The organism is Paenibacillus sp. FSL P2-0322 (assembly GCF_037975315.1).
Lineage (GTDB): Bacteria > Bacillota > Bacilli > Paenibacillales > Paenibacillaceae > Paenibacillus > Paenibacillus polymyxa_B.
Genome location: NZ_CP150243.1, coordinates 4,493,216 through 4,517,292, shown reverse-complemented (window position 1 = coordinate 4,517,292; position 24,077 = coordinate 4,493,216). Strand labels below are relative to the sequence as shown.

16 protein-coding genes and 1 riboswitch are annotated in these 24,077 nt (G+C 47.3%); of the genes, 13 read left to right on the top strand and 3 right to left on the bottom strand.

The window, feature by feature from the left end; genetic code table 11:
* Positions 1 to 62: 62 nt before the first annotated feature.
* The 3 genes from gcvPB to gcvT all read right to left on the bottom strand — a co-directional run bounded on the left by gcvPB (position 63) and on the right by gcvT (position 4,140).
* A complete protein-coding gene (gene gcvPB, locus MKY24_RS19875) occupies positions 63 to 1,559 on the bottom strand; it encodes an aminomethyl-transferring glycine dehydrogenase subunit GcvPB (RefSeq protein ID WP_339200711.1) in 1,497 nt (498 codons plus the stop codon).
* Entirely contained in the window at positions 1,556 to 2,911 is a 1,356-nt protein-coding gene (gene gcvPA, locus MKY24_RS19870; protein ID WP_028542454.1) for an aminomethyl-transferring glycine dehydrogenase subunit GcvPA, read from the bottom strand. The genes gcvPB and gcvPA overlap by 4 nt, the downstream gene beginning before the upstream one ends.
* Positions 2,912 to 3,039: 128 nt before the next feature.
* Entirely contained in the window at positions 3,040 to 4,140 is a 1,101-nt protein-coding gene (gcvT, locus tag MKY24_RS19865; RefSeq protein WP_339200710.1) for a glycine cleavage system aminomethyltransferase GcvT, read from the bottom strand.
* A 177-nt stretch (positions 4,141 to 4,317) separates the two neighbouring features.
* Positions 4,318 to 4,509, bottom strand: a riboswitch (glycine riboswitch).
* A 300-nt stretch (positions 4,510 to 4,809) separates the two neighbouring features.
* Between gcvT and gcvH the strand changes: the two genes are divergently transcribed.
* The 13 genes from gcvH to MKY24_RS19800 all read left to right on the top strand — a co-directional run bounded on the left by gcvH (position 4,810) and on the right by MKY24_RS19800 (position 23,947).
* Positions 4,810 to 5,208, top strand: a complete 399-nt coding sequence (gene gcvH, locus MKY24_RS19860; protein ID WP_023989876.1) for a glycine cleavage system protein GcvH — start codon at positions 4,810 to 4,812, stop codon at positions 5,206 to 5,208.
* Positions 5,209 to 5,585: 377 nt separating this feature from the next.
* A complete protein-coding gene (locus MKY24_RS19855; RefSeq protein ID WP_023989875.1) occupies positions 5,586 to 7,064 on the top strand; it encodes a PTS mannitol transporter subunit IICBA in 1,479 nt (492 codons plus the stop codon).
* A gap of 81 nt (positions 7,065 to 7,145) precedes the next feature.
* Positions 7,146 to 9,224: a BglG family transcription antiterminator gene (locus MKY24_RS19850; RefSeq protein ID WP_339200707.1), complete on the top strand. Its 2,079-nt coding sequence runs from the start codon at positions 7,146 to 7,148 to the stop codon at positions 9,222 to 9,224.
* On the top strand, positions 9,221 to 9,655 hold the full coding sequence (locus tag MKY24_RS19845; RefSeq protein WP_028542458.1) for a PTS sugar transporter subunit IIA: 435 nt from the start codon (positions 9,221 to 9,223) through the stop codon (positions 9,653 to 9,655). Before MKY24_RS19850 ends, MKY24_RS19845 begins: the two co-directional genes overlap by 4 nt.
* On the top strand, positions 9,652 to 10,797 hold the full coding sequence (locus MKY24_RS19840; RefSeq protein WP_068942005.1) for a mannitol-1-phosphate 5-dehydrogenase: 1,146 nt from the start codon (positions 9,652 to 9,654) through the stop codon (positions 10,795 to 10,797). Before MKY24_RS19845 ends, MKY24_RS19840 begins: the two co-directional genes overlap by 4 nt.
* Before the next feature lie 214 nt (positions 10,798 to 11,011).
* On the top strand, positions 11,012 to 13,165 hold the full coding sequence (locus MKY24_RS19835) for a DUF454 family protein (protein ID WP_209943334.1): 2,154 nt from the start codon (positions 11,012 to 11,014) through the stop codon (positions 13,163 to 13,165).
* Positions 13,158 to 14,813, top strand: a complete 1,656-nt coding sequence (locus tag MKY24_RS19830; RefSeq protein WP_076157624.1) for an ABC transporter ATP-binding protein — start codon at positions 13,158 to 13,160, stop codon at positions 14,811 to 14,813. Before MKY24_RS19835 ends, MKY24_RS19830 begins: the two co-directional genes overlap by 8 nt.
* A gap of 303 nt (positions 14,814 to 15,116) precedes the next feature.
* On the top strand, positions 15,117 to 17,651 hold the full coding sequence (gene pulA / locus MKY24_RS19825) for a type I pullulanase (protein WP_339200704.1): 2,535 nt from the start codon (positions 15,117 to 15,119) through the stop codon (positions 17,649 to 17,651).
* A 231-nt stretch (positions 17,652 to 17,882) separates the two neighbouring features.
* Positions 17,883 to 18,524, top strand: coding sequence for a 50S ribosomal protein L25 (locus MKY24_RS19820; protein ID WP_028542463.1), 642 nt, complete (start codon positions 17,883 to 17,885; stop codon positions 18,522 to 18,524).
* A 285-nt stretch (positions 18,525 to 18,809) separates the two neighbouring features.
* Positions 18,810 to 20,306: a methyl-accepting chemotaxis protein gene (locus MKY24_RS19815; RefSeq protein ID WP_023989867.1), complete on the top strand. Its 1,497-nt coding sequence runs from the start codon at positions 18,810 to 18,812 to the stop codon at positions 20,304 to 20,306.
* A 182-nt stretch (positions 20,307 to 20,488) separates the two neighbouring features.
* Complete coding sequence (locus tag MKY24_RS19810) at positions 20,489 to 21,475, top strand: S66 peptidase family protein (RefSeq protein WP_339200702.1); 987 nt, start codon at positions 20,489 to 20,491, stop codon at positions 21,473 to 21,475.
* Positions 21,476 to 21,524: 49 nt separating this feature from the next.
* Positions 21,525 to 23,186 (top strand): sensor histidine kinase, encoded by a 1,662-nt coding sequence (locus MKY24_RS19805; RefSeq protein WP_023989865.1) that lies wholly within the window; start codon positions 21,525 to 21,527, stop codon positions 23,184 to 23,186.
* Positions 23,183 to 23,947: a LytTR family DNA-binding domain-containing protein gene (locus MKY24_RS19800; RefSeq protein WP_023989864.1), complete on the top strand. Its 765-nt coding sequence runs from the start codon at positions 23,183 to 23,185 to the stop codon at positions 23,945 to 23,947. Before MKY24_RS19805 ends, MKY24_RS19800 begins: the two co-directional genes overlap by 4 nt.
* Positions 23,948 to 24,077 lie beyond the last annotated feature (130 nt).

The window sequence follows — 24,077 nt, the reverse complement described above, 5'->3', positions numbered from 1 at the left end:
CATACAGCAGCCGGTATCTAATAGATACCGGCTTTTTTGCATGCTTTAAGTAGAATTTGTTTTTAACTGCATGAGCAATTCAGTACAGGTTTGCGAGCTGCGGTAGTTTCGTCCAATCGTGTGACTGGAGTAGTATATGGTGCATTGAGCACCAGCTCAGGGTTCTCTTCTGCTTCCCGCGCAATATGAATCATAGTGTCGACAAAAGCATCAAGTGTCTCCTTACTTTCCGTCTCTGTGGGCTCGATCATGATGCATTCCTCTACATTCAGAGGGAAGTAAATTGTAGGCGGATGGTAGCCGAAATCAAGCAGCCGTTTGGCTACATCAAGCGTACGCACTCCAAATTTTTTCAAGCCTCGCCCTGACATGACAAATTCGTGTTTGCAATGTCCAGGGTAGGGCAGGTCAAAATGTGGAGCGAGCCGATGCATCATGTAATTGGCATTGAGCACAGCGCATTCCGATACACGCTTTAAGCCGTCAGGACCGTAGCTACGGATATAGGCATAGGCACGAACGAGAATACCGAAGTTGCCGTAAAAGGCTTTAACCCGTCCAATAGAATCTCCCTGTTCCCGGTCCCAGTGGTACACCCCCTGCGGATCCCGTACGACAAGCGGCTTGGGCAAATAAGGGATGAGCCGTTGCTTTACGCCGACAGGCCCAGCGCCGGGGCCACCGCCGCCGTGCGGGGTACTCATCGTTTTGTGCAAATTGAGATGCACTACATCGAAGCCCATATCTCCGGGACGGGTAATCCCCATGATGGCGTTGGAGTTTGCCCCGTCATAGTAAACCAGACCACCCGCTTCATGCACGATGGCAGCAATGTCAGTGATTTGCTTCTCGAACAGCCCAAGCGTGTTCGGATTGGTCAGCATGAGCGCCGCGGTGTCGTTGCCTACGGCTTGACGTAACGCATCCAGATCCACCAGCCCCTCAGGGGTGGAGGGAAGGGTGACTGTTTCGAAGCCCGCGACGGTTGCGCTGGCGGGGTTCGTTCCGTGCGAGGAATCCGGCACGAGCACCTTGGTACGTCGCTCACCACGTGCTTCGTGGTATGAGCGAATCATCATCAGCCCGGTCCATTCGCCATGGGCGCCCGCGGCGGGCTGAAGCGTGACGGCATCCATGCCAGTTAACGCAGCCAAATCATTTTGGAGCGTATGCAGCAGCTCCATGGCACCCTGGATGCTCTCCTCGGGCTGATATGGATGGATTTTGGCGAAGCCTGTATATCGGGCGACATCCTCATTCACTTTTGGATTGTATTTCATCGTACAGGAGCCGAGCGGATAAAATCCGTTGTCCACGCCGAAATTGCGCCGGGACAAGGCAATATAATGCCGAATAACGTCTACTTCGTATACCTCGGGTAATGCCGCAGGTTCGCTGCGCAGCGCATAATCTGGCAAAAGCTCTGCCACCGGGCGACGGGGAACGTCGCACTCGGGAAGGGAATAGGCGATGCGACCCGGACGGCTCAATTCAAAAATGAGCGCTTGATCGTGTTCCTTCAACAGCCCTTGTTTCTGATCCTGTCCGGTGTGTGTCATAGCAATCCCCCCAAGGTGTGTACAAATTGGTCAATCTCTTCTTTGGTCCTTTGCTCCGTCACGGCAATCAACATGTGACCAGCAAGTTCCTCATAGTCCCGGCCCAAATCGTAGCCAGCGATAAATCCAGCAGCTAGCAGCTCGGCCTGGAGTTTGCTCATATCCGTACCCTCAGGCAGTCTAAGGGCAAACTCATTAAAGGTTGGTGCGTTAAACGAGGCAGTTACGCCCTTCAAGCTCAGCAATTGCTCTAAAGCATAACGGCTTTTATGCAAATTTAGCTCGGCTACTTCCTTGATCCCCTGTCTACCCATGACAGACAAGTATACAGATGCAGATAAAGCTAGCAACGCTTGGTTGGAGCAAATGTTAGAGGTGGCCTTTTCGCGGCGGATATGCTGTTCCCGCGCTTGCAAGGTCAGCACGAAGCCGCGTTTACCGTTGCGGTCTGTGGTCTGACCCACAATACGGCCGGGGATACGGCGCATATGGGCCTGAGAAACGGCAAAGTATCCACAGGTCGGACCGCCGAGAGAAGAGGAGATGCCAAGTGGCTGCGCATCTCCTACCACAATATCCGCGCCCTGTTTGCCGGGTGTTTCCAGCAAGCCAAGTGCCAGTGGATTGGCACTGACGACCAAAAGACCTTTGTGCGCATGGATGAGGTCAGCCATCGGCTTCAGGTTTTCCACGGCTCCGAAAAAGTTGGGGCTTTGGACCAAAACAGCCGCGGTCTGTTCCGATACGGCCGCCGCTAGCGCATCAGCATCCGTTACGCCGTCCGAACAGCCGATTTCCACGATGTCCAAATCCAATCCGCGTGCATAGGCTGCCAATACCTGACGTGCCTCCGGATGGACGGACCTTGATACGATAAGCTGTTTACGGCGGGTAGCTGCGGCGGACAGTGAGCCCGCTTCCGCCAGTGCAGTCGCTCCGTCGTACATGCTGGCATTAGCTACAGCCATGCCCGTCAATTCGCAAATATACGACTGAAACTCGAAAATGGCTTGTAGCTCGCCTTGGCTTACTTCCGGCTGATAGGGGGTGTAGGCTGTATAGAATTCCGAGCGTGAAGTGATGTGCTGGATGACGGACGGAATATGATGATCATAAATTCCTGCGCCAAGGAAGCTGGCATGTGTGTCTGTATTGGCGTTGTGTCCGGCCAGCTCGGCCAAGTGGCGGGTTAAGGCTTTCTCATCGAGTCGAGAAGAGAGAGGCAGTTCCCCTTGATATCGAATGGCCTCTGGAATGTCACTGAATAAATCATCAATAGATGATACACCCACCACACGCAGCATTTCGGTTTGATCCTGTTCAGTCATAGGGAGATAACGATGCTGCTTCATAGGTTCTGACTCCTTTCGAAAAGCAAGATTTTAGATCGTAAATTAGCTAATAAAAAAGTGTGTGAGATGAAAAACCCAGAAGTTCATATCTGACATATTTGCTTTATAGAAATAAAAAGAGTTTAAGATCAGCGCGGGCGTTTATAAAAGGGTGCTGCCACCACCTCGGCACGCAGGCGTTTGCCACGAATCTCAACCTCCAACGGTGTGGAGAGGGCGCTAAAACGACTGTCCACCAAGGCGAGGCCCAGATTACGCTTCAAGGTGGGCGACTGAGTCCCCGTTGTGACCTCACCAATGTGTTGTCCTTCTGCGAATACCGGGTAATGGGCGCGTGGGATACCGCGATCAATCATTTCCAGCCCGATCAATTTGCGAGGAATCCCTTGTTCTTTCTGACGTTGCAGTGCTTCTCTACCGATAAAATCTCCTTTATTCAGCTTGACGAAGAAACCTAGACCAGCTTCGAGTGGTGAAATCGTGGCAGATAACTCCTGACCATATAGCGGCAACCGTGTCTCAAAGCGTAGGGTATCCCGAGCACCAAGTCCAGCGGGAATCAGCCCATACGACTCACCGGAACGAAGCAAACCCTCCCATACGGCTGGTGCTTCCGCAGCAGGTATATAAAATTCAAAACCGTCTTCGCCCGTATATCCGGTTCGTGAGACCAGTGCTTTTGCTCCGAACAATGGCACATTCTCATGGAAGCGGAAAGATGCCAGATTCGTAATGTCCGTATCTGCCACGGCTGCGGCAATACGTGCTGCCTCCGGTCCTTGCAACGCTAGCAATGCTATCGCATCAGACACATTCTCCATGTGAACGGATGCAGGCATATGGCGCATTAGCCAATCCCAATCCTTATCGATGTTGGATGCGTTCACAACGAGCATGTAGCGTTCCGGTCCTTTGCAGTAAACAAGTAGGTCGTCTACTACCCCTCCATCGGGGTAACACAGGAGTGAATATTGTGCCTGACCTGGTTCCAACTGGCTGACATCATTCGTGGTCACCTTTTGCAGAAAAGCTTCGGCTTCTTTGCCTTCAACCAAAAATTCGCCCATATGCGATACATCGAATAAACCCGCACGTTGCCGGACGGCCTCATGCTCCTTTTGAATGCCGCTAAACTGAACCGGGAGCTCCCAGCCGCCAAAGTCAATACAACGAACCCCAGACTGCGTCCCGTAGGACGAATATAGCGGTGTTTTTCGCAAATTAGTCATTATTCCACTCCTATCCGGTGTGATCGGCTAAACAAAAAAGACAGGCCGAAAAAAACGTATAGACGGCAGTCTACACTCTTTTTTTCAGCTCTGTCCTTGATACCAGAAAGTTACCCCGGTATGTACCGGGTTTCCCCTTGGGTGATCCGCTCCAATAGCGAATGCTCTCCAGAGATGCGTCCGGCAGAGGTCCTTTTGCCTGAGAGATTCACCTGCAATGCAGGTTTACTCCTTCGGCGCTACCTTCGGGATCAACGGTATATTACCTGGCTTTGCAGATAACAACTTGATCCGATTCGCGTGCACTTATGTCTCACAAGCGGCAACAGCTATGCGAATCTTTTTGGCAGTCTCTCCCTCCGCGTTCATCCGCGTTTGCAGTTGTCGGGGTGTTTCCCAAAGCATTTGCTATAACCCATTAATACGCAAATTCATTTAAAATGTCAATAAAAATGTCATCAAAAACAATAGAAAAAACATTTAATATATAAATAAGGATATGTAAGCGTTTGTTATAAGCTATCATATTTTTATATAGTACGCTATATGAGGTGATATGAAGTATTTTTGTTAGTATTATTGACATGAGTGTTCTTGTTGTCATAATCTTAACCTGTCTAGTACAGTGAGCAAAAGCGATTTTATTCATATGGAAGTGAGGGGAACAGAATGGGTGAAGTAAAGCAGCAACTTTGGTATACAGACGAACATGAGTGGGTTCAGCGGACAGAGAATGGAACGGTACGAATTGGTATTACAGACTTTGCACAGCATCAACTGGGTGATATTGTTTTTGTAGAATTACCTGAGGCGGGAGCAACGATTGAGCAGGGAGCGGAGATCGGTACGATTGAATCGGTGAAGACAGTATCCGACCTTTTTGCTCCGGTGACGGGAACCATACTAAAAGTGAATGAAACGCTGGAAAGTACACCTGAGCTAGTGAATGAATCTCCCTATGAAAAAGGTTGGATGATCGAAGTAGAGATGGATAAAGATGTGGAGGAAGCCTTGGGCAAGCTACTGTCTGCGGATCAGTATGAGCAGTTGATTTCCGATGAGCAATAATGGAGCATTGTAGTATGGAGTAAGAGGGTTATTTGTCTGCTCGATTTTTGTATAAAATAGTCGCTATGATTTGACGTAGCGGCTATTTTTTTGTCTTTTTTCAAACGTAATTACGTGTTTTATTCTGATTTAGAGGGTTGTCCCCATATAAGAATCATACATAATCCAGCACGGTTTTTCGACTAATTTCTATAGCTACAGGTCATATTAAGAAGAATTATGCAGGTATAATACCTTCCCGGATAATTTAAATTTAAATGTTGTCATCAACGTTCATGACGAAAGTACGTTTTCATTTCGTTGATGAAGATAGCGCTGTCATTTAGTATGAATTTTAAGAAAAGGTAGTGATGCTTACCTACAAGGAGGATTTGAATATGAGTACATTGGACGCAAAGCCAAGTTCAAAAGGAGGCACTCGTGTCGCCGTACAGCGTTTTGGCCGTTTTCTTAGCGGTATGGTTATGCCCAATATGGGAGCATTTATTGCGTGGGGGCTGATTACGGCACTCTTTATTCCGACCGGATGGTTCCCGAATGAAGGTTTTGCACAATTGGTTGACCCGATGAAAAATTATTTGTTGCCGTTACTGATCGGTTATACAGGGGGCACGATGATTCACGGACAGCGTGGAGGTGTGATTGGTGCCATTATGACGATGGGTGTCATAGTGGGAGCCGATATCCCGATGTTCCTGGGCGCGATGGTCGCTGGTCCGCTGGCTGCGTGGATATTGAAGAAGTTCGACAAGGCCATTGAAGGCAAAGTCAGATCAGGCTTTGAAATGCTGGTCAATAACTTTTCGGCCGGAATTATCGGTGCCATTCTAGCGCTGCTTGCCCATGTGGCGATTGGTCCGATTGTACAAATGATCAGTCAAGTGTTGTCGGCAGGGGTACAGTTCCTCGTGAACGCAGGGCTATTGCCGCTTGTCAACCTCATTATTGAGCCCGGAAAAGTATTATTTTTAAACAACGCGCTGAATCACGGAGTATTGAGTCCGATTGCGTTAGAGGAAGCTGCAAGAACAGGAAAATCCGTACTGTTTATGCTGGAATCCAACCCTGGGCCGGGGCTCGGTATTTTGCTAGCCTACTGCCTGTTCGGCAAAGGCTCTGCGAAGTCATCGGCTCCTGGAGCGGTCATCATTCATTTTTTCGGCGGGATTCATGAAATTTATTTCCCTTATATTTTGATGAAGCCGATTTTGATTCTTGCTGCTATAGCTGGGGGCGTTGTGGGAACCTTCTGTTTTATGTTGACAGGTGCCGGACTGGTTGCTGCTCCTTCACCGGGCAGCATCATTGCCTATTTTCTAATGACGCCAAAAGGCGGATATTTGCCAATGCTGAGCGGGGTGATCGCTGCTGCGGTCGTATCCTTTGCTGTTGCCGCAGTGTTACTCAAGACTAGTAAGCAAAAAGAAGAGGGGCTGGAGGAAGCTGCATCCCGCCTGAAAGATATGAAAAATCAAAGCAAGAGTGCAAGTGCTAACGCCACTGTAATGGAAGATAACCACGAATCTGAACGTGCTGCTGAGATTGCCGCAGCTCGAACGCTCAAGGATAAATCCGAAGTGAATAAGATCGTCTTTTCCTGTGATGCAGGTATGGGCTCAAGCGCTATGGGCGCCTCGATTTTACGCAAAAAAATGAAGCAGGCGGGTGTAGGCGTAACAGTTACGAATACGGCAATCAGTGAAATTCCACAGGATGCGGATATTGTCATTACGCAAAAAACGTTGACAGACCGGGCTAAAACAGTAGCCCCGAATGCTGAGCACATTTCCATTGACAATTTTCTGAAGAGCCCTGAATACGAAGCGCTGGTTGAACGTCTGAAATCCGATTCTTAATCCCCGTCGTAGTCAGGCGGACTGTATGCAGTGTACGTCTCCTGCTGGAGGGATGAGCTTGGGAAGGAACGGTATGCGCTTATGAATATTACGAAACGACAACGTGACATCGTGGAATATCTTCTGGAGCAGTCCAAAGAGGTTACAGCCGGGGAAATTGCCACGAAGATCAATGTCAGCACAAGGACGGTTCATCGGGAACTGGGCGCAGTCGAGCATTGGCTGGCTGCTCATGAGGTGAAGCTGGAGAAAAAGTCAGGGATTGGTATCTGTATAGATGCTGACCCAGCTCAGCTTGTATGCCTGCGAAGGCAATTGCTGCATACAAAGTCAGACGAATATTCGGCTGAGGAGAGAAAGATCGTGGTTCTCTGCATGCTGCTGGATACACAGGAGCCGATCAAGCTGCTGGCGCTGGCTTCAGACTTGAAAGTCACGGTAACTACGGTCAGTCATGATCTGGACGAATTACAAGGCTGGATTGGGGAACGGGGGCTCGTGCTTGTCCGCAGACGGGGGTACGGCGTCGAGATTACAGGACGGGAGACAGACAAAAGACGGGCGATTTCCGAGCTGGCTCTCGAATATTTGGATGAATCCGATCTGTTTTCAGCCCGGGAAGAACTTCGTTCTGTGACCCGTGTCGCCGACAAGTTGCTGGAGATGATTGGCAGAGATAACCTGCTGATTGTGGAAAAGGCCCTCTGGCAGCCCCATGAAAAATGGTTGGAAAACATGGTGGAAAGCAAATACATGGAGCTGCTGATTCAAATTTGCGTTTCGCTGGTACGTCTGCGACTCGGGTATGTTATAGATCCTCTTCTCTCGTATTTAAAAACAGATTCAGATGAAAATATCATGCTTCGCACAGCTATGGTGGAACGCATATGCACGGAGTTGTCAGAGGCGCTGGATATTGAATTTCCAGAGCCGGAACGATCTTATCTCAGGCTGCTATTTCGTGATGCCGAGGATCACTCTACCCGACTACTGCCGTTGGATGATCTCGTACTGTTGGAGTCGGTTCATGAGTTGATTCGTCGTGTGGAGGAAGAGACAGGCACGCCATTGGAAGAGGACCGTGTTCTGCGTGAAGGACTGATTGCCCATATGGCCCCGGTGTTCAAACGTTTGAAGGAAGGCAGGTCGATTCGTAACCCCCTCCTTCAGCAAATCCGCAAGGATTACAGCAGCTTATTCGACTCAGTGAAAAAGGCTGCGGCGGGCATGACAGAAATGAAAGTGCCAGATGAAGAGATCGGATTTCTCGTCATGCATTTTGGCGCTTCGCTGGAGCGGCTACGACAATTGCGGCGGGAGGTGCGGGCCATCGTAGTCTGCACGAGCGGCATTGGATCATCCAGACTTTTGGCAACAAGGCTCGCCAAAGAGCTCCCACAGATCAATATTGTGGATAGGGCTTCATGGTACGAGGCGGCGCGGATTCCCAAGGAGGATTATGATCTGATCATTTCGACAGTAGAGCTACCGCTTGAACCAGATCGGTATCTTAAGATCAGCCCGTTGCTGACGCAGGAGGAGAGTGATCGCCTGCGTCAATTCATCCAGCATATTACACTCAATCATCCCAATGACCATCAGCAGGAACAGGCTGTTCAGCCTGGTCAGGATATAGAGTGGCTTACCGGTCTGCGGAAAAGTCTTGAGGAAATTGTACACATTGTACAGCAATTTCAAGTGTATCCGCTGGAAAATCAGGGGATGGATATGGCGGCGACCGTAGAGGCTATATGCATGTTGGAGGCGGGGCGGGGGAATGTTACAGAGCCTTCTGCGGTTGCTGCACAGCTCATGGAAAGAGAGCGCCAAGGTAGTCAGGTGATCTCTGATACCTCCATTGCTTTAGTTCATACGCGCAGCCACTATATTCGCAAGCCTTCGCTTACCTTGTATAAGCTGGCAGAGCCGCTGTTGGCGGATACAGGCGAACAGGTAGAATGCGTGCTGCTCATGTTGGGACCTCGTGAGCTGCCGAGAGAAAGCTTGGAGGTATTGAGCGAGATTAGTGCATTACTCTTGCAGGAAGACATGGTTACGCTACTGGAACACGGTAGCAGGGATCATATTGTCAATTATATATCGAGTGAGCTAGCTGAATTTTTCCACAGTAAATTAGGGACAGGGAGGAACCTACCGTGAGTATTATGACGATAGACAAAGTAAAAATGAACGCAACCGCCAAAGACAAATATGAGGCGATTCGTATGGCTGGACAAATCCTGCTGGATGCAGGACATATTTCAAGTGAGTACATTGACAAGATGCTGGAACGCGAGGAGATCGTGTCCACCTATATCGGGAACGGGTTGGCTATTCCACATGGCACCAAGGAATCCAAGATGCTTATTCAATCCACAGGCATCTCCATCGTTCAGTTTCCACAAGGCATAGATTTTGGGGAAGAAAAAGCATACATGGTAATCGGCATTGCAGCACAAGGCGGCGATCATATGGAGATTTTGACGAGTATCGCTGTGGTGTGTGCGGAGGAAGAAAATATGGATAAACTTCGCAACGCGGTGACCCCACAGGAAATTATAGATCTGTTCGAAAGTGAGATGGAGCTATGAGAGCCGTCCACTTTGGAGCAGGAAATATTGGTCGCGGCTTTATCGGATTGATTCTGTCGCGTGCAGGCTATGAGGTTGTCTTTTCAGATGTCAACGACACCCTTGTATCCGAGTTACGTCGTCGTAAACAATACACCGTAGAGCTAGCCAATGATACAAAGGATACGGAGCTGGTCACGAATGTAACGGCGATTGACGGCAGAGATGCATCCGCTGTAGCGGATGCGGTAGACCATGCTGATCTGGTAACGACCGCGGTAGGGGTTAGCATCCTCAGGCATATTGCAGCAGGTATTGCCGAGGGAATAGCGCGGCGGGTGGAGCGAGGGGCAGGCCCGCTGCATGTGATTGCTTGCGAAAATGCAATCGGAGGCAGCGCCCAACTGAAAGAGCATGTTTTTGCGCTACTGGATGAGGCGACTCGTGCCAAGGCAGAGGCTTCGGTATATTTCCCCAATGCTGCTGTAGACCGGATTGTGCCGATCCAACACCACGAGGACCCGTTACATGTGCAGGTAGAGCCTTTTTACGAGTGGGTGGTGGATCGTTCACAAATGGCACCTAAGCATGAAGAAATCGAAGGCATCCTGTACGTGCAGGATCTAGAGCCTTACATTGAACGAAAGCTGTTCACGGTGAATACGGGGCATTGCGTGGCAGCCTATCTTGGTTATACCGCAGGTTATGCTACCATCCAGGAGGCCATGAAGGATAGCAAGGTGGTGGATTCGATACAAGGGTCACTGGAGGAGACAGGAGCAGTGCTTGTGAAGCGCTTCGGTTTGGATCAAGGGGAGCATAAGAAGTACATCTCTAAAATTTTGGATCGCTTTCGCAACCCTAATCTGACAGACGATGTTACTCGAGTCGGACGTTCACCGTTGCGTAAGCTGTCTCCCAATGACCGTCTTGTACGTCCCGCGCTGCAAGCGCAGGAGTATGGCATCCCGACGGATCATCTGGCGTTAGGAATGGCGGCTGCCTGTAAATTTGATATTACGGAAGACCCCGAGGCAGTCGAGCTTCAGCAGGTGATCCGCAGTGAAGGACTGGGTGTGGCGCTGACGCGTTATACTTCCATAACCGCAGATCACCCGTTACATCGGCAGATATTGGAGCAATATGATATTATAAATTCATAAAACAACGAATTATCAACATCTACTTTCGATAATCCTCTTGAAGATAAAGCATCCACATCAACACTAACGTGTTCTGTAGAGATGTGCTTCAAGAGGATTTTTATATGCGTGATTTACATCACATAACAACCTGCTTAAATTGTTTATATTGATAATGATTATCATTATCTATAAAATGAAATCATTACTATTATAAGTATTAGGGAGGATTATAGTGAAACCGATCTATATTACCTTAGGGTTTTTATTTTTGGCGCTTGGAGTTATTGGTGTAGTGCTACCGTTGCTACCGACTACACCGTTTCTGCTGCTAGCGACCTTTTTCTTTATGCGGGGATCCGAAAGGATTCACCAGTGGTTTTCGAATACCGCTCTGTACCAAAAGCATCTAGAGAGTTTTGTTCAAACAAGGTCGTTGAAGCTGTCTACGAAAATCACCACATTGGGCTTAGCGTCAGCGATGCTGATTACAGGCTTTATTTTCACCCCTAATGTGTGGGGCAAAGCGCTCATCGTCTTGGTCATCCTTTTTAAATATTATTACTTTATATTCCGAATCGGAACAGTGAGAAACGCTGCAGCAGAAATAACGCCTTCATCTTCACTTGCCCCTACTCCGAAAAAAAGGTCTAAAATGGTCGACAGCCGTCTGCTCGGTCTAGTGGAACATTCTCGGAAATATATCGTATTGGGTGTGCTTGTGCAGTGGATCGGTCTTTTGGGGAGTATAGCCGCTGTGTTGTCTATGGCCTTTGTTATGCAGCAGGCATGGGAAGGACAAGTGACTCGCAAGCTGATTCTATCTATGACGGTCATTGTTATTACTGCTATTGCAGTTCGCTGTCTGAGCAATTATGCAGCCAGTATGTTATCCTATCGTGCTTCGGTAAATGCTAAAAAAACGCTGCGCTCGCAAATTTACGGCAAGTTGCTCAAAATGGGACCCGCATATACAGATCATACCTCCACCTCGGGGGTTATACAGGTTGCTGTAGAAGGGGTAGAGCAGCTTGAAACCTATTTCGGTAGATACATGCCTCAGCTATTTTACAGTCTGCTTGCCCCCGTAACGTTATTCATCACCCTCTCTTTTGTCAGCTTCAAAGCAGCCATTATACTATTGATCTGCGTTCCCTTAATTCCAGTGTCGATCATTGTCATTATGAGGATGGCTAAAAAGCTTTTTCGGAAATATTGGGGCAGTTACGTCAATCTGGGCCACAGCTTTTTGGAGAATGTACAAGGTCTGACTACGCTCAAAATGTACGGAACAGACCAGGATAAACATCAGGAAATGAACACAGCAGCTGAGGATTTTAGGAAAATGACGATGAAAGTGCTGACTATGCAGCTTAACTCCGTGGCCATTATGGATCTTATCGCATTTGGTGGTGCCGCTGCGGGTGTACTGGTCGCGGTAAGCGAATATTCTTCAGGCCATATTGGCTTGGCAGGAGCAATCATCATTGTTTTGCTGTCGGCAGAATTTTTCATTCCTCTGCGTCTGCTGGGTTCTTACTTTCATATCGCCATGAACGGAATGGCAGCAAGCGACAAAATATTTCAAATGTTGAGTACTGAGGATCTTATACAAGGACAAGAAAGCATAGAAAACACAGATATTCGACTGGAACAGGTGAGTTTCGCCTACGACGAAAGAGATACCTTACGAAATATATCCATGGATATTCCCCAGGGCAGCTTTGTTTCAATTGTTGGGGAATCAGGCTCTGGTAAAAGTACGGTAGCCGGATTGATCGTTGGGCACCACGAGGGGTATCGAGGAAGTCTGACGATTGGAGGAAAAGAGCTTACCGATATTTCAGAAGGAAGCCGCATGCGTCACATGACCTGGATCGGTTTTAACAGCTATATTTTTAAAGGCACAGTGGAAGCAAATTTAAAAATGGGCAATGAGCACGCGGATGAGCAACAAATGCTGGAAGCTTTGCGACAAGTGAAGCTGTATGATTTTATCCTTTCAGAAGGAGGACTGGAAGCAGAACTGGAGGAGCAAGGGGCAAATCTGTCAGGAGGACAGCGCCAACGGCTAGCACTAGCCAGAGCATTGCTGCATGATAGTCGTGTGTACATTTTTGACGAGGCCACCTCTAACATTGACAGTGAAAGTGAGGAAGGCATTATGGAGGTTATACATGCGCTGGCAGGTCAAAAAACAGTGATTCTTATCTCTCACAGACTGGAAAACGTAGTTCAATCCGACTGTATCTATGTGCTGCAAAACGGTTTGGTGGCAGAATCGGGAACGCATCATGAGCTGTTGAGCCAGCAGGGACATTATGCGGAGATGTATCTCAGTCAACACCGGGTAGAGCAGTTTGTAAAAGGAGGGGCTGTATATGCGTAGACATGGATTACGGATCATGGGCCAATTATTGGTATTGGCGGGGCCTCTTTTACCTGTGCTACTCATCACGATTGTTACAGGAGTGCTTGGTTTTGTTTGTGCTATTGGCATTATAGTGTTTGGAGCCCTAGCTCTGCTTACAGCAACAGGCATCACGACAGGCTACACCATGTCGTTTTTGCTGACGGCGATCGTGGTTTGTGCCGTACTACGCGGCGTATTCCGTTATGGCGAGCAAATGAGTGGTCATTATCTCGCTTTCAAGCTGCTGGCTGTACTGCGTGATAAGGTACTTCAAGCCCTGCGCAGACTCGCTCCAGCCAAATTGGAAGGCAAGGACAAGGGGAATCTGATTTCACTCATTACGAGTGATATTGAGCTACTGGAAGTATTTTATGCGCATACGATAGCGCCTGTTATGATCGGCATCATCACTTCACTACTCATGGTGTTTTTTATCGGTTCTTATGAGCCTCTATTAGGCTGGCTTGCTGCGCTTGCTTACCTAACTGTCGGTTTATTTATTCCTTTACTCACGTCACGTATGGGCAAACGTCAGGGGATGGAATACCGAAGTAGCTTTGGCAAGCTGAGCAGTTATTTTTTGGACAGCTTACGGGGTATGAAGGAAATTGTGCAATATGGGCAAGGAGAACAACGTTTGAATGAGATTAACCGTCGTACGGATCAATTGGATGCCAAGCAGAAGGACTTGAAGCATCATGAAGGTATCACAAGAGCCATCACAGATGCGGCTGTAGTTGGATTCTCATTCTTGATGCTGCTGGCTGGATTGTACGGTATGTCTAATGGTCACGTTGACTTTACAGGTATGCTAATTTCTGTCATTGCCCTGTTTAGTTCATTTGGTCCTGTCGTCGCGCTGAGCAATTTGTCCAACAATTTGCTTCAAACGCTGGCGAGCGGGGAACGAGTATTGAGTCTATTGGAGGAAGCCCCGGAGGTAGAGGAAAATATCGAAGGGATAAGTGTTGCCTTTACTGGGGCACGAGTAGACAAGGTGACTTTTGCATACGATGGTCAAACGGTGCTGAATGATGTAAGTCTCACGATACCGCATAAGCGGATTTTAGGCATTCAGGGTAAAAGCGGCTCTGGCAAGTCTACGCTGCTAAAGTTGCTGATGCGATTTAGGGACCCGCAGCAAGGTGGAATTTTGCTATCCGGGCACGATTTGAAGGAAATTGGAACCCGACATTTGAGAGGCTTACAGAGCTATGTAGACCAGCATACGTTCCTGTTTGATGATTCAATTGCAGCTAATATCAAAATCGGAAAGCCTGATGCAACGCATGAGCAGGTTGTGGAAGCAGCACGTAAGGCATCAGTGCACGATTTTATTATGACCTTGCCTCAAGGGTATGACAGCCGAGTTGGAGAATTGGGGGACAGGCTGTCCGGTGGAGAACGCCAACGCTTGGGACTGGCGAGAGCCTTTGTCCATAATGCGCCTCTCTTACTGCTCGACGAGCCTACCAGCAATTTGGACAGCCTGAACGAGGCAATTATTTTAAAATCGTTAAAGGAACAGCAGCAAGATAAAACGGTTGTCCTTGTTTCGCACCGAAGTTCTACCATGCGGATTGCAGACGATATTTTTGAAATGGATAACCGTAGATTGTCCTGACTTTTCTAACGTGTTTTTTAACGTACTTATTTAGCGATAAGTGATGAAATCTAGGAAATTATTGTTATGCTTGAGGGCAAAAGCTGTAGCCTGTTCATGGTTTTGTCATAAAATGGAGTGTGCGTTGAAATGGAAGCGTCATCCTTATTTAAATCATCCAGCTTTTCAAGCTTGTCTTATTTTGATAGCCTATTAGGTGAAGATTTTACAAAATCCTGAGGTATATTGACAAGTCATAAACATCATAAATGATGGATGAACAGAGGCTGTATGCCGATGTACAGAAATGGGTGGTGAACAGGAATGTCAGATTTCAATCAGCTCAAAGAGCTTGAGCACACAACATATCCCATATATGAAGGCTATGATTTGGGTCTTACTTATAAGCCTGTGGGCAGCAAGTTCAAGGTATGGGCACCGACTGCGCAGCAGGTCCATATAGCGTTGTATAACGATGCGGGGGTGTACGATCAGGAGGGGAACGTTCAGGAGCACGACGGTGGTCAAGAATTTCTCATGAACCGTGATGATCAAGGTGTATGGTCTATAGAGCTGGAAGGGGATTGGAACAAATATTATTACATGTACAGGCTGGAGTGGGCGGACAACACCATTCATTATGCTGCCGATCCATATGCCACAGGGGTATCAGCCAACGGGCAGCGTACAGCGATCATTGATTTGGCTCAAACCAACCCGGACGGATGGGAATTGGATGCGGGGCCTCCACTTAAGCGGCCGACGGATGCCATTCTCTATGAGCTTCATGTACGTGATTTTTCGATGGATACCCATTTTAATACGGGGGAAAAAGACTTATCTGCTGCTCAGGGACGGTTTGAGGCCTTTACGTATACGGGATTGAAGGATACTGAGGGGAACAGCATCGGGCTGGATCATCTACTGGAGCTGGGCATTACACATGTTCATTTGCTTCCAGTAGCTGATTTTCATACGGTAAATGACTTTGCGGAATTAGATACTGAATATAACTGGGGCTATGATCCGCAGCATTATAATGTGCCGGAGGGGTCTTATTCTTCCAATCCGGCTGATTCGGAGACACGCATACGAGAGCTGAAACTGCTGGTACAGTCTTTGCATACTGCCGGCATCGGTGTCATTATGGACGTTGTGTACAACCATACTTATTCGGTGGAACAGGGGCCATTTGAGCCTGTTGTACCTGGATATTATTACCGTACAGATGAACAAGGGCAGCTCACCAATGGATCAGGGGTAGGTAATGAGGTGGCAACCGAACGTCCGATGGTGCGCAAGTATATCAAGGATTCACTACGCTATTGGGCAGAGGAATATCATATAGACGGCTTTCGATTTGATCTGATGGGTCTGATTGATACCCCAACCGTGGTGCAGCTTACGCAAGAACTTCGCTCTGAAGTGCGTTCGGATCTGCTTATCTATGGTGAGCCTTGGACGGGAGGAGAATCTCCGCAACCCTTGCTTACGCTAAAAGGAACGCAACGGGACAAAGGCTTTGCTGTTTTTAACGACAACTACCGTTCTGCTATTAAGGGGGATAGCGACGGTACTGGGAGCGGGTTTGCCACAGGGGCAGAACATCAGGAGGAACAGGTGCTTAAAGGTGCTTTTGGGGCTATTCATGATTTCACAGCTCAGCCATCGGAGACCGTCAATTATGTAACTGCCCACGATAATCTCAATCTGTGGGATAAAATTTTGACGGTAAGACATTTGCGGGAGCATTGTCGTTTTCCACAATGGGAGCAGGGGAAGCCACAGGATGGGAGGACACCTGAACAAGCTGTTGCCGAAGCAGACCCGTATTGGGAACTGGATGAAAATAACTTGCTAGAGAACGAAACCGTACGCAAGTCCCTGTTAGCTAACGGCATGGTACTCACATCTCAAGGTATTCCTTTTATTCATGCAGGGGATGAACTGCTGCGCTCCAAATGTGGAGACCATAATAGCTACCGAAGCTCAGATGTGGTGAATGCCATCCGTTGGGATAACAAGGCGAGGTTTCGCCCAGTGTTTGATTACTACCAAGGCTTAATTGCTTTGCGACGCAGCCACCCGGCATTCCGAATGGATCATCGTGAGCTGGTGGAGCAGCACATGGAAGTGCTGCAAAGCAGTGGGCATGTGGTGGCTTTTGCTTTGAGGCACCATGCTAACGGCGATGCCTGGAATCATATTGTGGTGATTTATAACGGCTCGGATACGGAGCAGACGATAGCATTGCCTGCGGAATCGGATCGTTGGCATGTGGTCGTGGACGCACACGGGGCTGGTAATGAGACACGGTATGAAGTCGTAGGCCATCGTGTAACCGTATCACGCTGGTCGATGATGGTGTTATATGATCAGGAAGAACCTGCACGAGTCTCATTTGTGACTGAACAAGATCAGGCTAATCGTCAGGCGGAGAACGAATTGGAAGACTCGGATGAAGGGACAGATCAAGAAATTGCAGGTACAGCCATAGCGTTGACAGATGTCCAGCTTGGAAAAGATAGTGAAGTCGCCCCATTTCGCACGATTGAACTGATCTACGAGCGTGCGGATCGGCAATACACTGGCTGGAACGTATGGGTATGGGGAACGGGGCACCGCGACGGACATGTCGAATTCCGTGATTTGGATGATGGTCGTGCAGTAGCGCGTATTCAGGTGGCCCCTGATATACAGCGAATCGGCTACATTGTCCGGCTTAATCACTGGGATGCTAAGGATGTGGAGGCAGATCGATATATTGATATAGACCCGAACCAGTCTGTGATGCAGGTATTGATTCATAGTGGCAGAGAAGAATATTTGCTACTGGTAAATGATAATCGGGCCGGATAGACTTGTATGCTTGGTCGCTATATACACGCAAGTAGCATTTTTCGATCATTTCGAGAAATGCTATTTTTTTATGCAAACGTGTGTCAGTTTCAGAAAAAAGGGGTAAAATAGAATTATGGACTTGTTTAGTTTTGCCAGCTTGCTGGCTTATATCCTGTAGTACGACTGGTAAACAGGCAAGATTCTTGGAGGAAAATCATTTGTAAGGTAACCTGAAGGAGGTTGTATATCATGAGTTCTAATGGAGGAAGTATTCAACTGACCGCCCAGCCGAGAACAGAGAAGAAGGGTTCGGCTATTCGTGAATTGAGGTTAAAAGGACGGATTCCAGCTGTGGTTTACGGCTCTGAGCTTGAAGGAACCCCTGTACATGTCGATGCCAAGGAATTTAATAAAGTAGTCAGAACCGGACGTTCAGAGGTGTTCAACCTCACTGTAGAGGGTGGAGAAACCATTCCAGTTATTATTAAAGATTATCAACAGCGTGACAACCAATGGTTGCATGCCGATTTTTTGAAAATTGCCAAAAACAAACCGCTTCGCGTGCGTGTTTCTATTGATTATCAGGGGACACCTGTAGGTACAAAAACAGGCGGTATTCTGCAAGTTCAGGAAACGGAAGTAGAAGTCGAAGGTCTTCCGGCTGATTTACCATCTACCATTGAGGTGGATGTATCCGCACTGGATGTTGGCGACAAGCTGAGCGCTAGCGACTTGAAACTCCCTAAAGGAGTAACACTGCACGTCCCTGAAGAAGAACTGCTTGCTTCTATTATCGTTCCGCGTGCAGTTGAAGTGGAAAATGCTGCTGTGGAAGGTGATGCAGCGGCAACCGAAGGCGCTAAAGAGGCTTCCGAAAACAAGGAATCCTAATGTTGTCAGTTGGTATATGAACCTTTTCCAATTGCGAAGTCATCAAAAATGAATTCAAAATCGCTCCCTGTCTGGGGGCGATTTTTTGCATTCATTCATTTATTTACGATTACATACTCTTTCCCTTTAAAATTGTTCTGTTGTAATTTGGAAATTAAAGGGAATGTGGAGTGTTTGTACGATTTTCATTCACTACGTGTTCTGATATGACGATATATAAAGTATGGCATTTACATTTTTATTTTATAAATACCTAATATATATCTAAGGAGCGCGTACACAATCATGGACAGAACGAGTGAATTGTTGTGGCAAAGAAACAAATTGGTGATCATTATTTTTTGGATTATGGCCTTGAGCGGCATCGTCCCGGCATTATCTAATCCCTCGATGTGGGTATCTAATGGTGTAGGATTTGTAGTCGCGGCAGTTTTAACGATCCTGAATATGAAAAAGAAAGGAATCCGCCTTATTCCGTGGATTACTACGTTTTTTAGCGTATTAATGTGTATATTTTTGAACTTATCTAGCGTCGAGGTAGTGACCACCATATTAATTTGCTCTTTGTTTTTGCTGTATCCTTCTTACCGATATTTTCTGGTAGCTATGACCTTAAATCTCTGTAATATTTTTGTGCAAATAACAATCGGTACGCCCCCAGTTCCCCCAGCTACCGGTTCTTTGCGCTATGTGCATGAGTTTATTATTGTTTTACTTATTGGTTTGCTACTGTTAGTGGTATCGGTGTTAAATCAAAAGCAGTTTAAGAAAAGTGAAGAGCAAAATAAAGATATCGATGCTACAAGGCAACGAATTGAATTTCTGTTTGAGCAAGTTAAACAAGCAGTGGCTGGATTGCATAACTTTACAGAACGATTCAGGAATCAAGTGGATGCTACGGGCAGCGTGACGAATGAAGTCGCTATCGGGTTTCAGGAGGTTGCCAAAGGGGTAGAAATGCAAGCTTCGAATATCACCGAGGTTACGGATAACTTGGCCCAATCTGACCGGCACGTGCGAGAGGTAGCTGATCATTCCCGAGAACTGAAGCAGCTTTCCGAAGATACGAAAAATGCCGGGGACAGAGGGAGCAGTCAACTGCTGGCATTAACGTCTCAAATCAAGGATTTGGGTCAGGTCATGAGTCGTACCAAAGAAGAACTGGACGAGTTTAAAGTACAAAGTGATAGCATGTCTGCCATGCTTAAAGATATTACTCAAATCTCAAAACAAACTAATTTGCTGTCCTTGAATGCATCCATTGAGGCCGCCAGAGCGGGAGAGCATGGAAAAGGATTTGCCATCGTGGCTGGAGAAGTGCGTAATTTGGCTGAAATGGTAGGGAACACCTCGGTGGCGATGGAAGGTATCTTGACTCAACTGAGAACTCAGATGGATTCTGTCGTAAGTCAATTTGACATGGGACAGCAAAGGCTACAGCAAAGTATGGAATCGGCACATTCGACCGAAATTGTACTGGAGGATATCCTGCAAAATGCCAATAAAGTGCTGCAGCAGGCCGTAGATGTGGAAAACAGTACGAATAGCATGCAGCAATACTCATCTCAGGTTGTTCAAGAAATGACGGAATTTTCAAGTGTAACGGAACAAGCGAGTGCAGCGTCAGAACAAATTTTGGCTGGAGTAGAGGAGCAACGAAATATAACCTCCAATATGGTGACCGGGTTTAGTGAGCTGGAGGCGTTGATTATCCAATTAAAAGAACTGGTACATGATCAGAAGGAGGACAACATTCCTACCGAAATCAGCAAAAGCAAATAACCGAAATGCTTCATTTTCGGACTAGAGATCCGGGGATTATCGCTATCAAGCGGTACTCTCCGGTTTTTTACTGCGCTTGAAGAAGGGAAATGAAGAGGGGATTTCTAGAAGCTATAATTAGATGGAAGTTGATGGTATAATTTGTGGCAGTTTAAATGCTTTGTAACTAAGGGGGGATGACCATGATCATAGGAAAGCAAGCACCCAAATTAAAAGCTGGAGACGAGATACGCATTCTTTCGCCGTCCAGAAGCTTGTCGATCGTTTCTGAGGAAAATCGCTTGATTGCCCAGCAAAGACTGGAGGAGCTAGGGTTTAAAGTGAGTTTTTCGCAACATGTGCTGGAAAATGATGATTTTACATCTTCCTCGATAGAGTCCAGAGTCGCAGACTTGCACGAAGCTTTTGTCGATCCAACGGTAAAGGGCATTCTGACTTCAATTGGGGGCTATAATGCCAATCAGCTCCTTACCCATCTTGACTATGAACTGATTGGAGCTCATCCTAAACGATTATGTGGTTATTCGGATATAACAGCGTTAAGCCATGCGATTTATGCAAAAACGGGGCTTATCACGTATGCAGGACCTCATTTTTTGACGTTTGCCATGTTGCGAGGAAATGATTATACGACGGCGTATTTTCAAAGGTTGATGTTGGAAGAGGGCAGCATTCAAATCCAGTCTTCGTCGGAGTGGAGTGACGATACTTGGTATCTAGATCAGGATCAAAGAAGCTTTTACCGCAATGCGGGTCCGTATGCGATTCATGAAGGTGAAGCAACGGGTACGATTGTGGGCGGAAACTTGTGTACCCTGAATTTGTTGCAGGGGACTCCGTATATGCCGAGTCTGGAAGGAAGCATTCTATTTGTTGAGGATGATTACGAAAGCTCTCCCGCTACGTTTGATCGGGATTTGCAATCACTGTTGCACCAGCCTGGATTTGATCAGGTTAAGGGGATCATCATAGGACGATTTCAGCAGGCGTCGCATATGACAGAAGAATTGCTGCGGCAAATCATTAGCTCGAAAAGAGAATTGGCCTCCATTCCAGTGATTGCAGATGCTGATTTTGGTCATACTACGCCGCAGTTTACATATCCGATTGGTGGGAAGGCTAGCATCCATGCCCGTAATGGCAGGGTGAGTACTGAAATATGTGAATAATTAACACAACTTATGTAGGCATATCCGTTTTTATTTGGGAGGAACGCAGGTGAACGCCTTGTTGGAAATGCTGATGCAGCTATTTGAGCGCGCAGCGTTGTTACTGATTTGTTTATTTTTTATTACACGTATCCCGCGCTTTAAGGAAACCTTGCAAAAGAACAGCCATTCTCCGGCAGAGCTGGCCATATTAACATTGATCTTTTGTATGTTTGCGCTGTTCGGCACCTACACCGGGATTGAAGTCGAAGGTTCGCTTGTTAACGTTCGAATCATTGCAATTATGGCAGGCGGTATTTTGTTCGGACCATGGGTTGGGATCGTTACAGGTATTGTATCAGGTATCCACCGTTATCTAATTGATATCGGGGGAGTGACCTCGATTCCGTGTCTGATTACGAGTATTTTGGCAGGTGTGGTGTCAGGATACATTGGCCGCCGGGTCAACCGTTCCAAGAGATGGCTAGTCGGTATCGCCGCAGGTATGGTCTGCGAAGCATTAACGATGCTGCTCATTCTGGTGATGGCACAACCCCATAACCTTGGAGTGGACATCGTTTCCAAGATTGGTCTACCGATGATTATCGGAGAAGTCAGTATCGGTTTAATCGTTCTGTTGATCCAGAGTGTGGAGGGGGAAAAGGAGAATATCGCGGCCAGACAGGCCAAGCTGGCGCTGGATATTGCCAATAAGACGTTGCCTTATTTTCGCTCCATTAATGCGGAATCCTTGCATACCATTTGTTCGATCATAAAAGAAGATATCAAGGCAGACGCGGTGGCGATTACGGATACCAGAGATGTGCTGGCCTATGTCGGTTTTGGCGAAGAGCGTTATCACATCGGAGATGAGATCATTAGCGATGTGACTAAATCGACGATCCGCAGCGGTAAAATCACGATCCGCAACCATATTGCAGACGATAAAACACCCCAAATCCAGTCTCTGCTCATTATCCCGTTAGAGGAGCGGGGAGAAGTAACCGGAACGTTGAAGATTTATTATCGCAAAGCTTATAAAATTACGTATCCGTTGCAGACGATGGCGATTGGCTTGTCTCAAATCATTTCCACGTTAATGGAAGTGTCACGTGTGGAGCAAATTAAGGAAGCAGCGAATAAAGCCGAGCTAAAGGCGCTCCAAACGAAAATTAATCCCCATTTTCTGTTTAACGCGCTGAACGCCATTGCCTCTACGACACGCACCAAGCCGGATAAGGCACGAGAGCTGATCATTAATTTATCAGGCTATCTGCGCTATAATTTGGAGCTGAATGATGATTTGATCGAAATTCATAAGGAGCTTCAGCAGGTGTCTGATTACGTGGAAATTGAAAAAGCACGCTTCGGCAACCGACTTCAGGTAGAGTATGTAATGGATGAGGTGTCTGTGCGTATTCCAAGTCTTATTATCCAGCCCCTGGTTGAGAATGCGATTAATCACGGAATCCTCAAGAAAAAGGGGACAGGTACAGTAACTATTTCTGTAAAGGATCGTGGAGAAATGGTGCGTATTTCTGTAGCAGATACCGGGGTAGGTATACGGGATGATGTTGTGGATAACCTGTATCATGATCGGGTTCCGGCTAAACAGATCGGCTTGTACAATGTGCACAGACGACTCAAGCTTATGTACGGCGAAGGAGTTATTATTCTGAAGCATGAACCGGGCACCGAAGTCTATTTTGACATACCAAAGGAGAAGTCATGAAGGCCATAATTGTAGAAGACGAGCTTCCGGCGCGTGAAGAGCTGGAGTATCTTATTCAGACTCATAGCAACATTGAGGTGACCGATAGTTTCGAGGATGGGCTAGATGTTTTTCGGTTTCTGCAAGATCAGGAGACGGACGCGATCTTTCTGGACATTAACATTCCTTCATTGGACGGGATGCTGCTGGCACAGAACATTAGCAAATTTGCCAAAAAGCCCTATATTATTTTTACGACCGCCTATAAAGAACATGCGGCGCAGGCTTTTGAACTGGAGGCGTTCGACTACATCCTCAAACCATATGACGAAAAACGGATCGCATCTATGCTACGCAAGCTGGAAAATGCTTATGAGCAGCAGAATGTTCCAATACAGGAGCCTGTCCAGACTGCACAATCCCGAGCTGCTGAAGCCAGTACTGTTGCTGCGCCAGGTCGTATTAATTTGTTGAAAAATGACAAAATCATTGTGACGGATGCGAACGATATTTACTATGCGTGTGCGCAGGAAAAGGTGACCCGTGTCTTTACAAGGCACGAAGAATATACGATGCCGATGAGCATTTCGGAATTTCATGCCCGGCTGCCGCAGCAGGACTTTTTCCGCTGTCACCGTTCATACACGGTGAATCTATCGCAGATCCGTGAAATTGTACCTTGGTTCAACCATACGTATCTCCTGCGTTTGCGTGGACTAGAAGCAGAGATTCCTGTGAGCCGTAGTAAAGCCAAGGAATTCCGGCAAATTATGCGACTTTAAAGGCATTTCATTCCGCTATATGTGCATTTCATTCCTCAAACGATTTCTGGCTAACATGCAGGGTTATAATAATCCATGTAGAGAGAATCCTTACAGACTTGCTCCTCCACAGGCGCAAAGCGTACTGGAT

What these genes read in the sequence shown, in the direction of transcription:
- MKY24_RS19840 (WP_068942005.1), top strand. Translation starts at nt 9,652, where the DNA reads ATGAGAGCCGTCCACTTTGGAGCAGGAAATATTGGTCGCGGCTTTATC.
- MKY24_RS19820 (WP_028542463.1), top strand. Translation starts at nt 17,883, where the DNA reads ATGAGTTCTAATGGAGGAAGTATTCAACTGACCGCCCAGCCGAGAACA.
- MKY24_RS19830 (WP_076157624.1), top strand. Translation starts at nt 13,158, where the DNA reads ATGCGTAGACATGGATTACGGATCATGGGCCAATTATTGGTATTGGCG.
- MKY24_RS19815 (WP_023989867.1), top strand. Translation starts at nt 18,810, where the DNA reads ATGGACAGAACGAGTGAATTGTTGTGGCAAAGAAACAAATTGGTGATC.
- MKY24_RS19810 (WP_339200702.1), top strand. Translation starts at nt 20,489, where the DNA reads ATGATCATAGGAAAGCAAGCACCCAAATTAAAAGCTGGAGACGAGATA.
- gcvH (WP_023989876.1), top strand. Translation starts at nt 4,810, where the DNA reads ATGGGTGAAGTAAAGCAGCAACTTTGGTATACAGACGAACATGAGTGG.
- MKY24_RS19800 (WP_023989864.1), top strand. Translation starts at nt 23,183, where the DNA reads ATGAAGGCCATAATTGTAGAAGACGAGCTTCCGGCGCGTGAAGAGCTG.
- MKY24_RS19855 (WP_023989875.1), top strand. Translation starts at nt 5,586, where the DNA reads ATGAGTACATTGGACGCAAAGCCAAGTTCAAAAGGAGGCACTCGTGTC.
- gcvPA (WP_028542454.1), bottom strand. Translation starts at nt 2,911, where the DNA reads ATGAAGCAGCATCGTTATCTCCCTATGACTGAACAGGATCAAACCGAA.
- gcvT (WP_339200710.1), bottom strand. Translation starts at nt 4,140, where the DNA reads ATGACTAATTTGCGAAAAACACCGCTATATTCGTCCTACGGGACGCAG.
- MKY24_RS19850 (WP_339200707.1), top strand. Translation starts at nt 7,146, where the DNA reads ATGAATATTACGAAACGACAACGTGACATCGTGGAATATCTTCTGGAG.
- gcvPB (WP_339200711.1), bottom strand. Translation starts at nt 1,559, where the DNA reads ATGACACACACCGGACAGGATCAGAAACAAGGGCTGTTGAAGGAACAC.
- pulA (WP_339200704.1), top strand. Translation starts at nt 15,117, where the DNA reads ATGTCAGATTTCAATCAGCTCAAAGAGCTTGAGCACACAACATATCCC.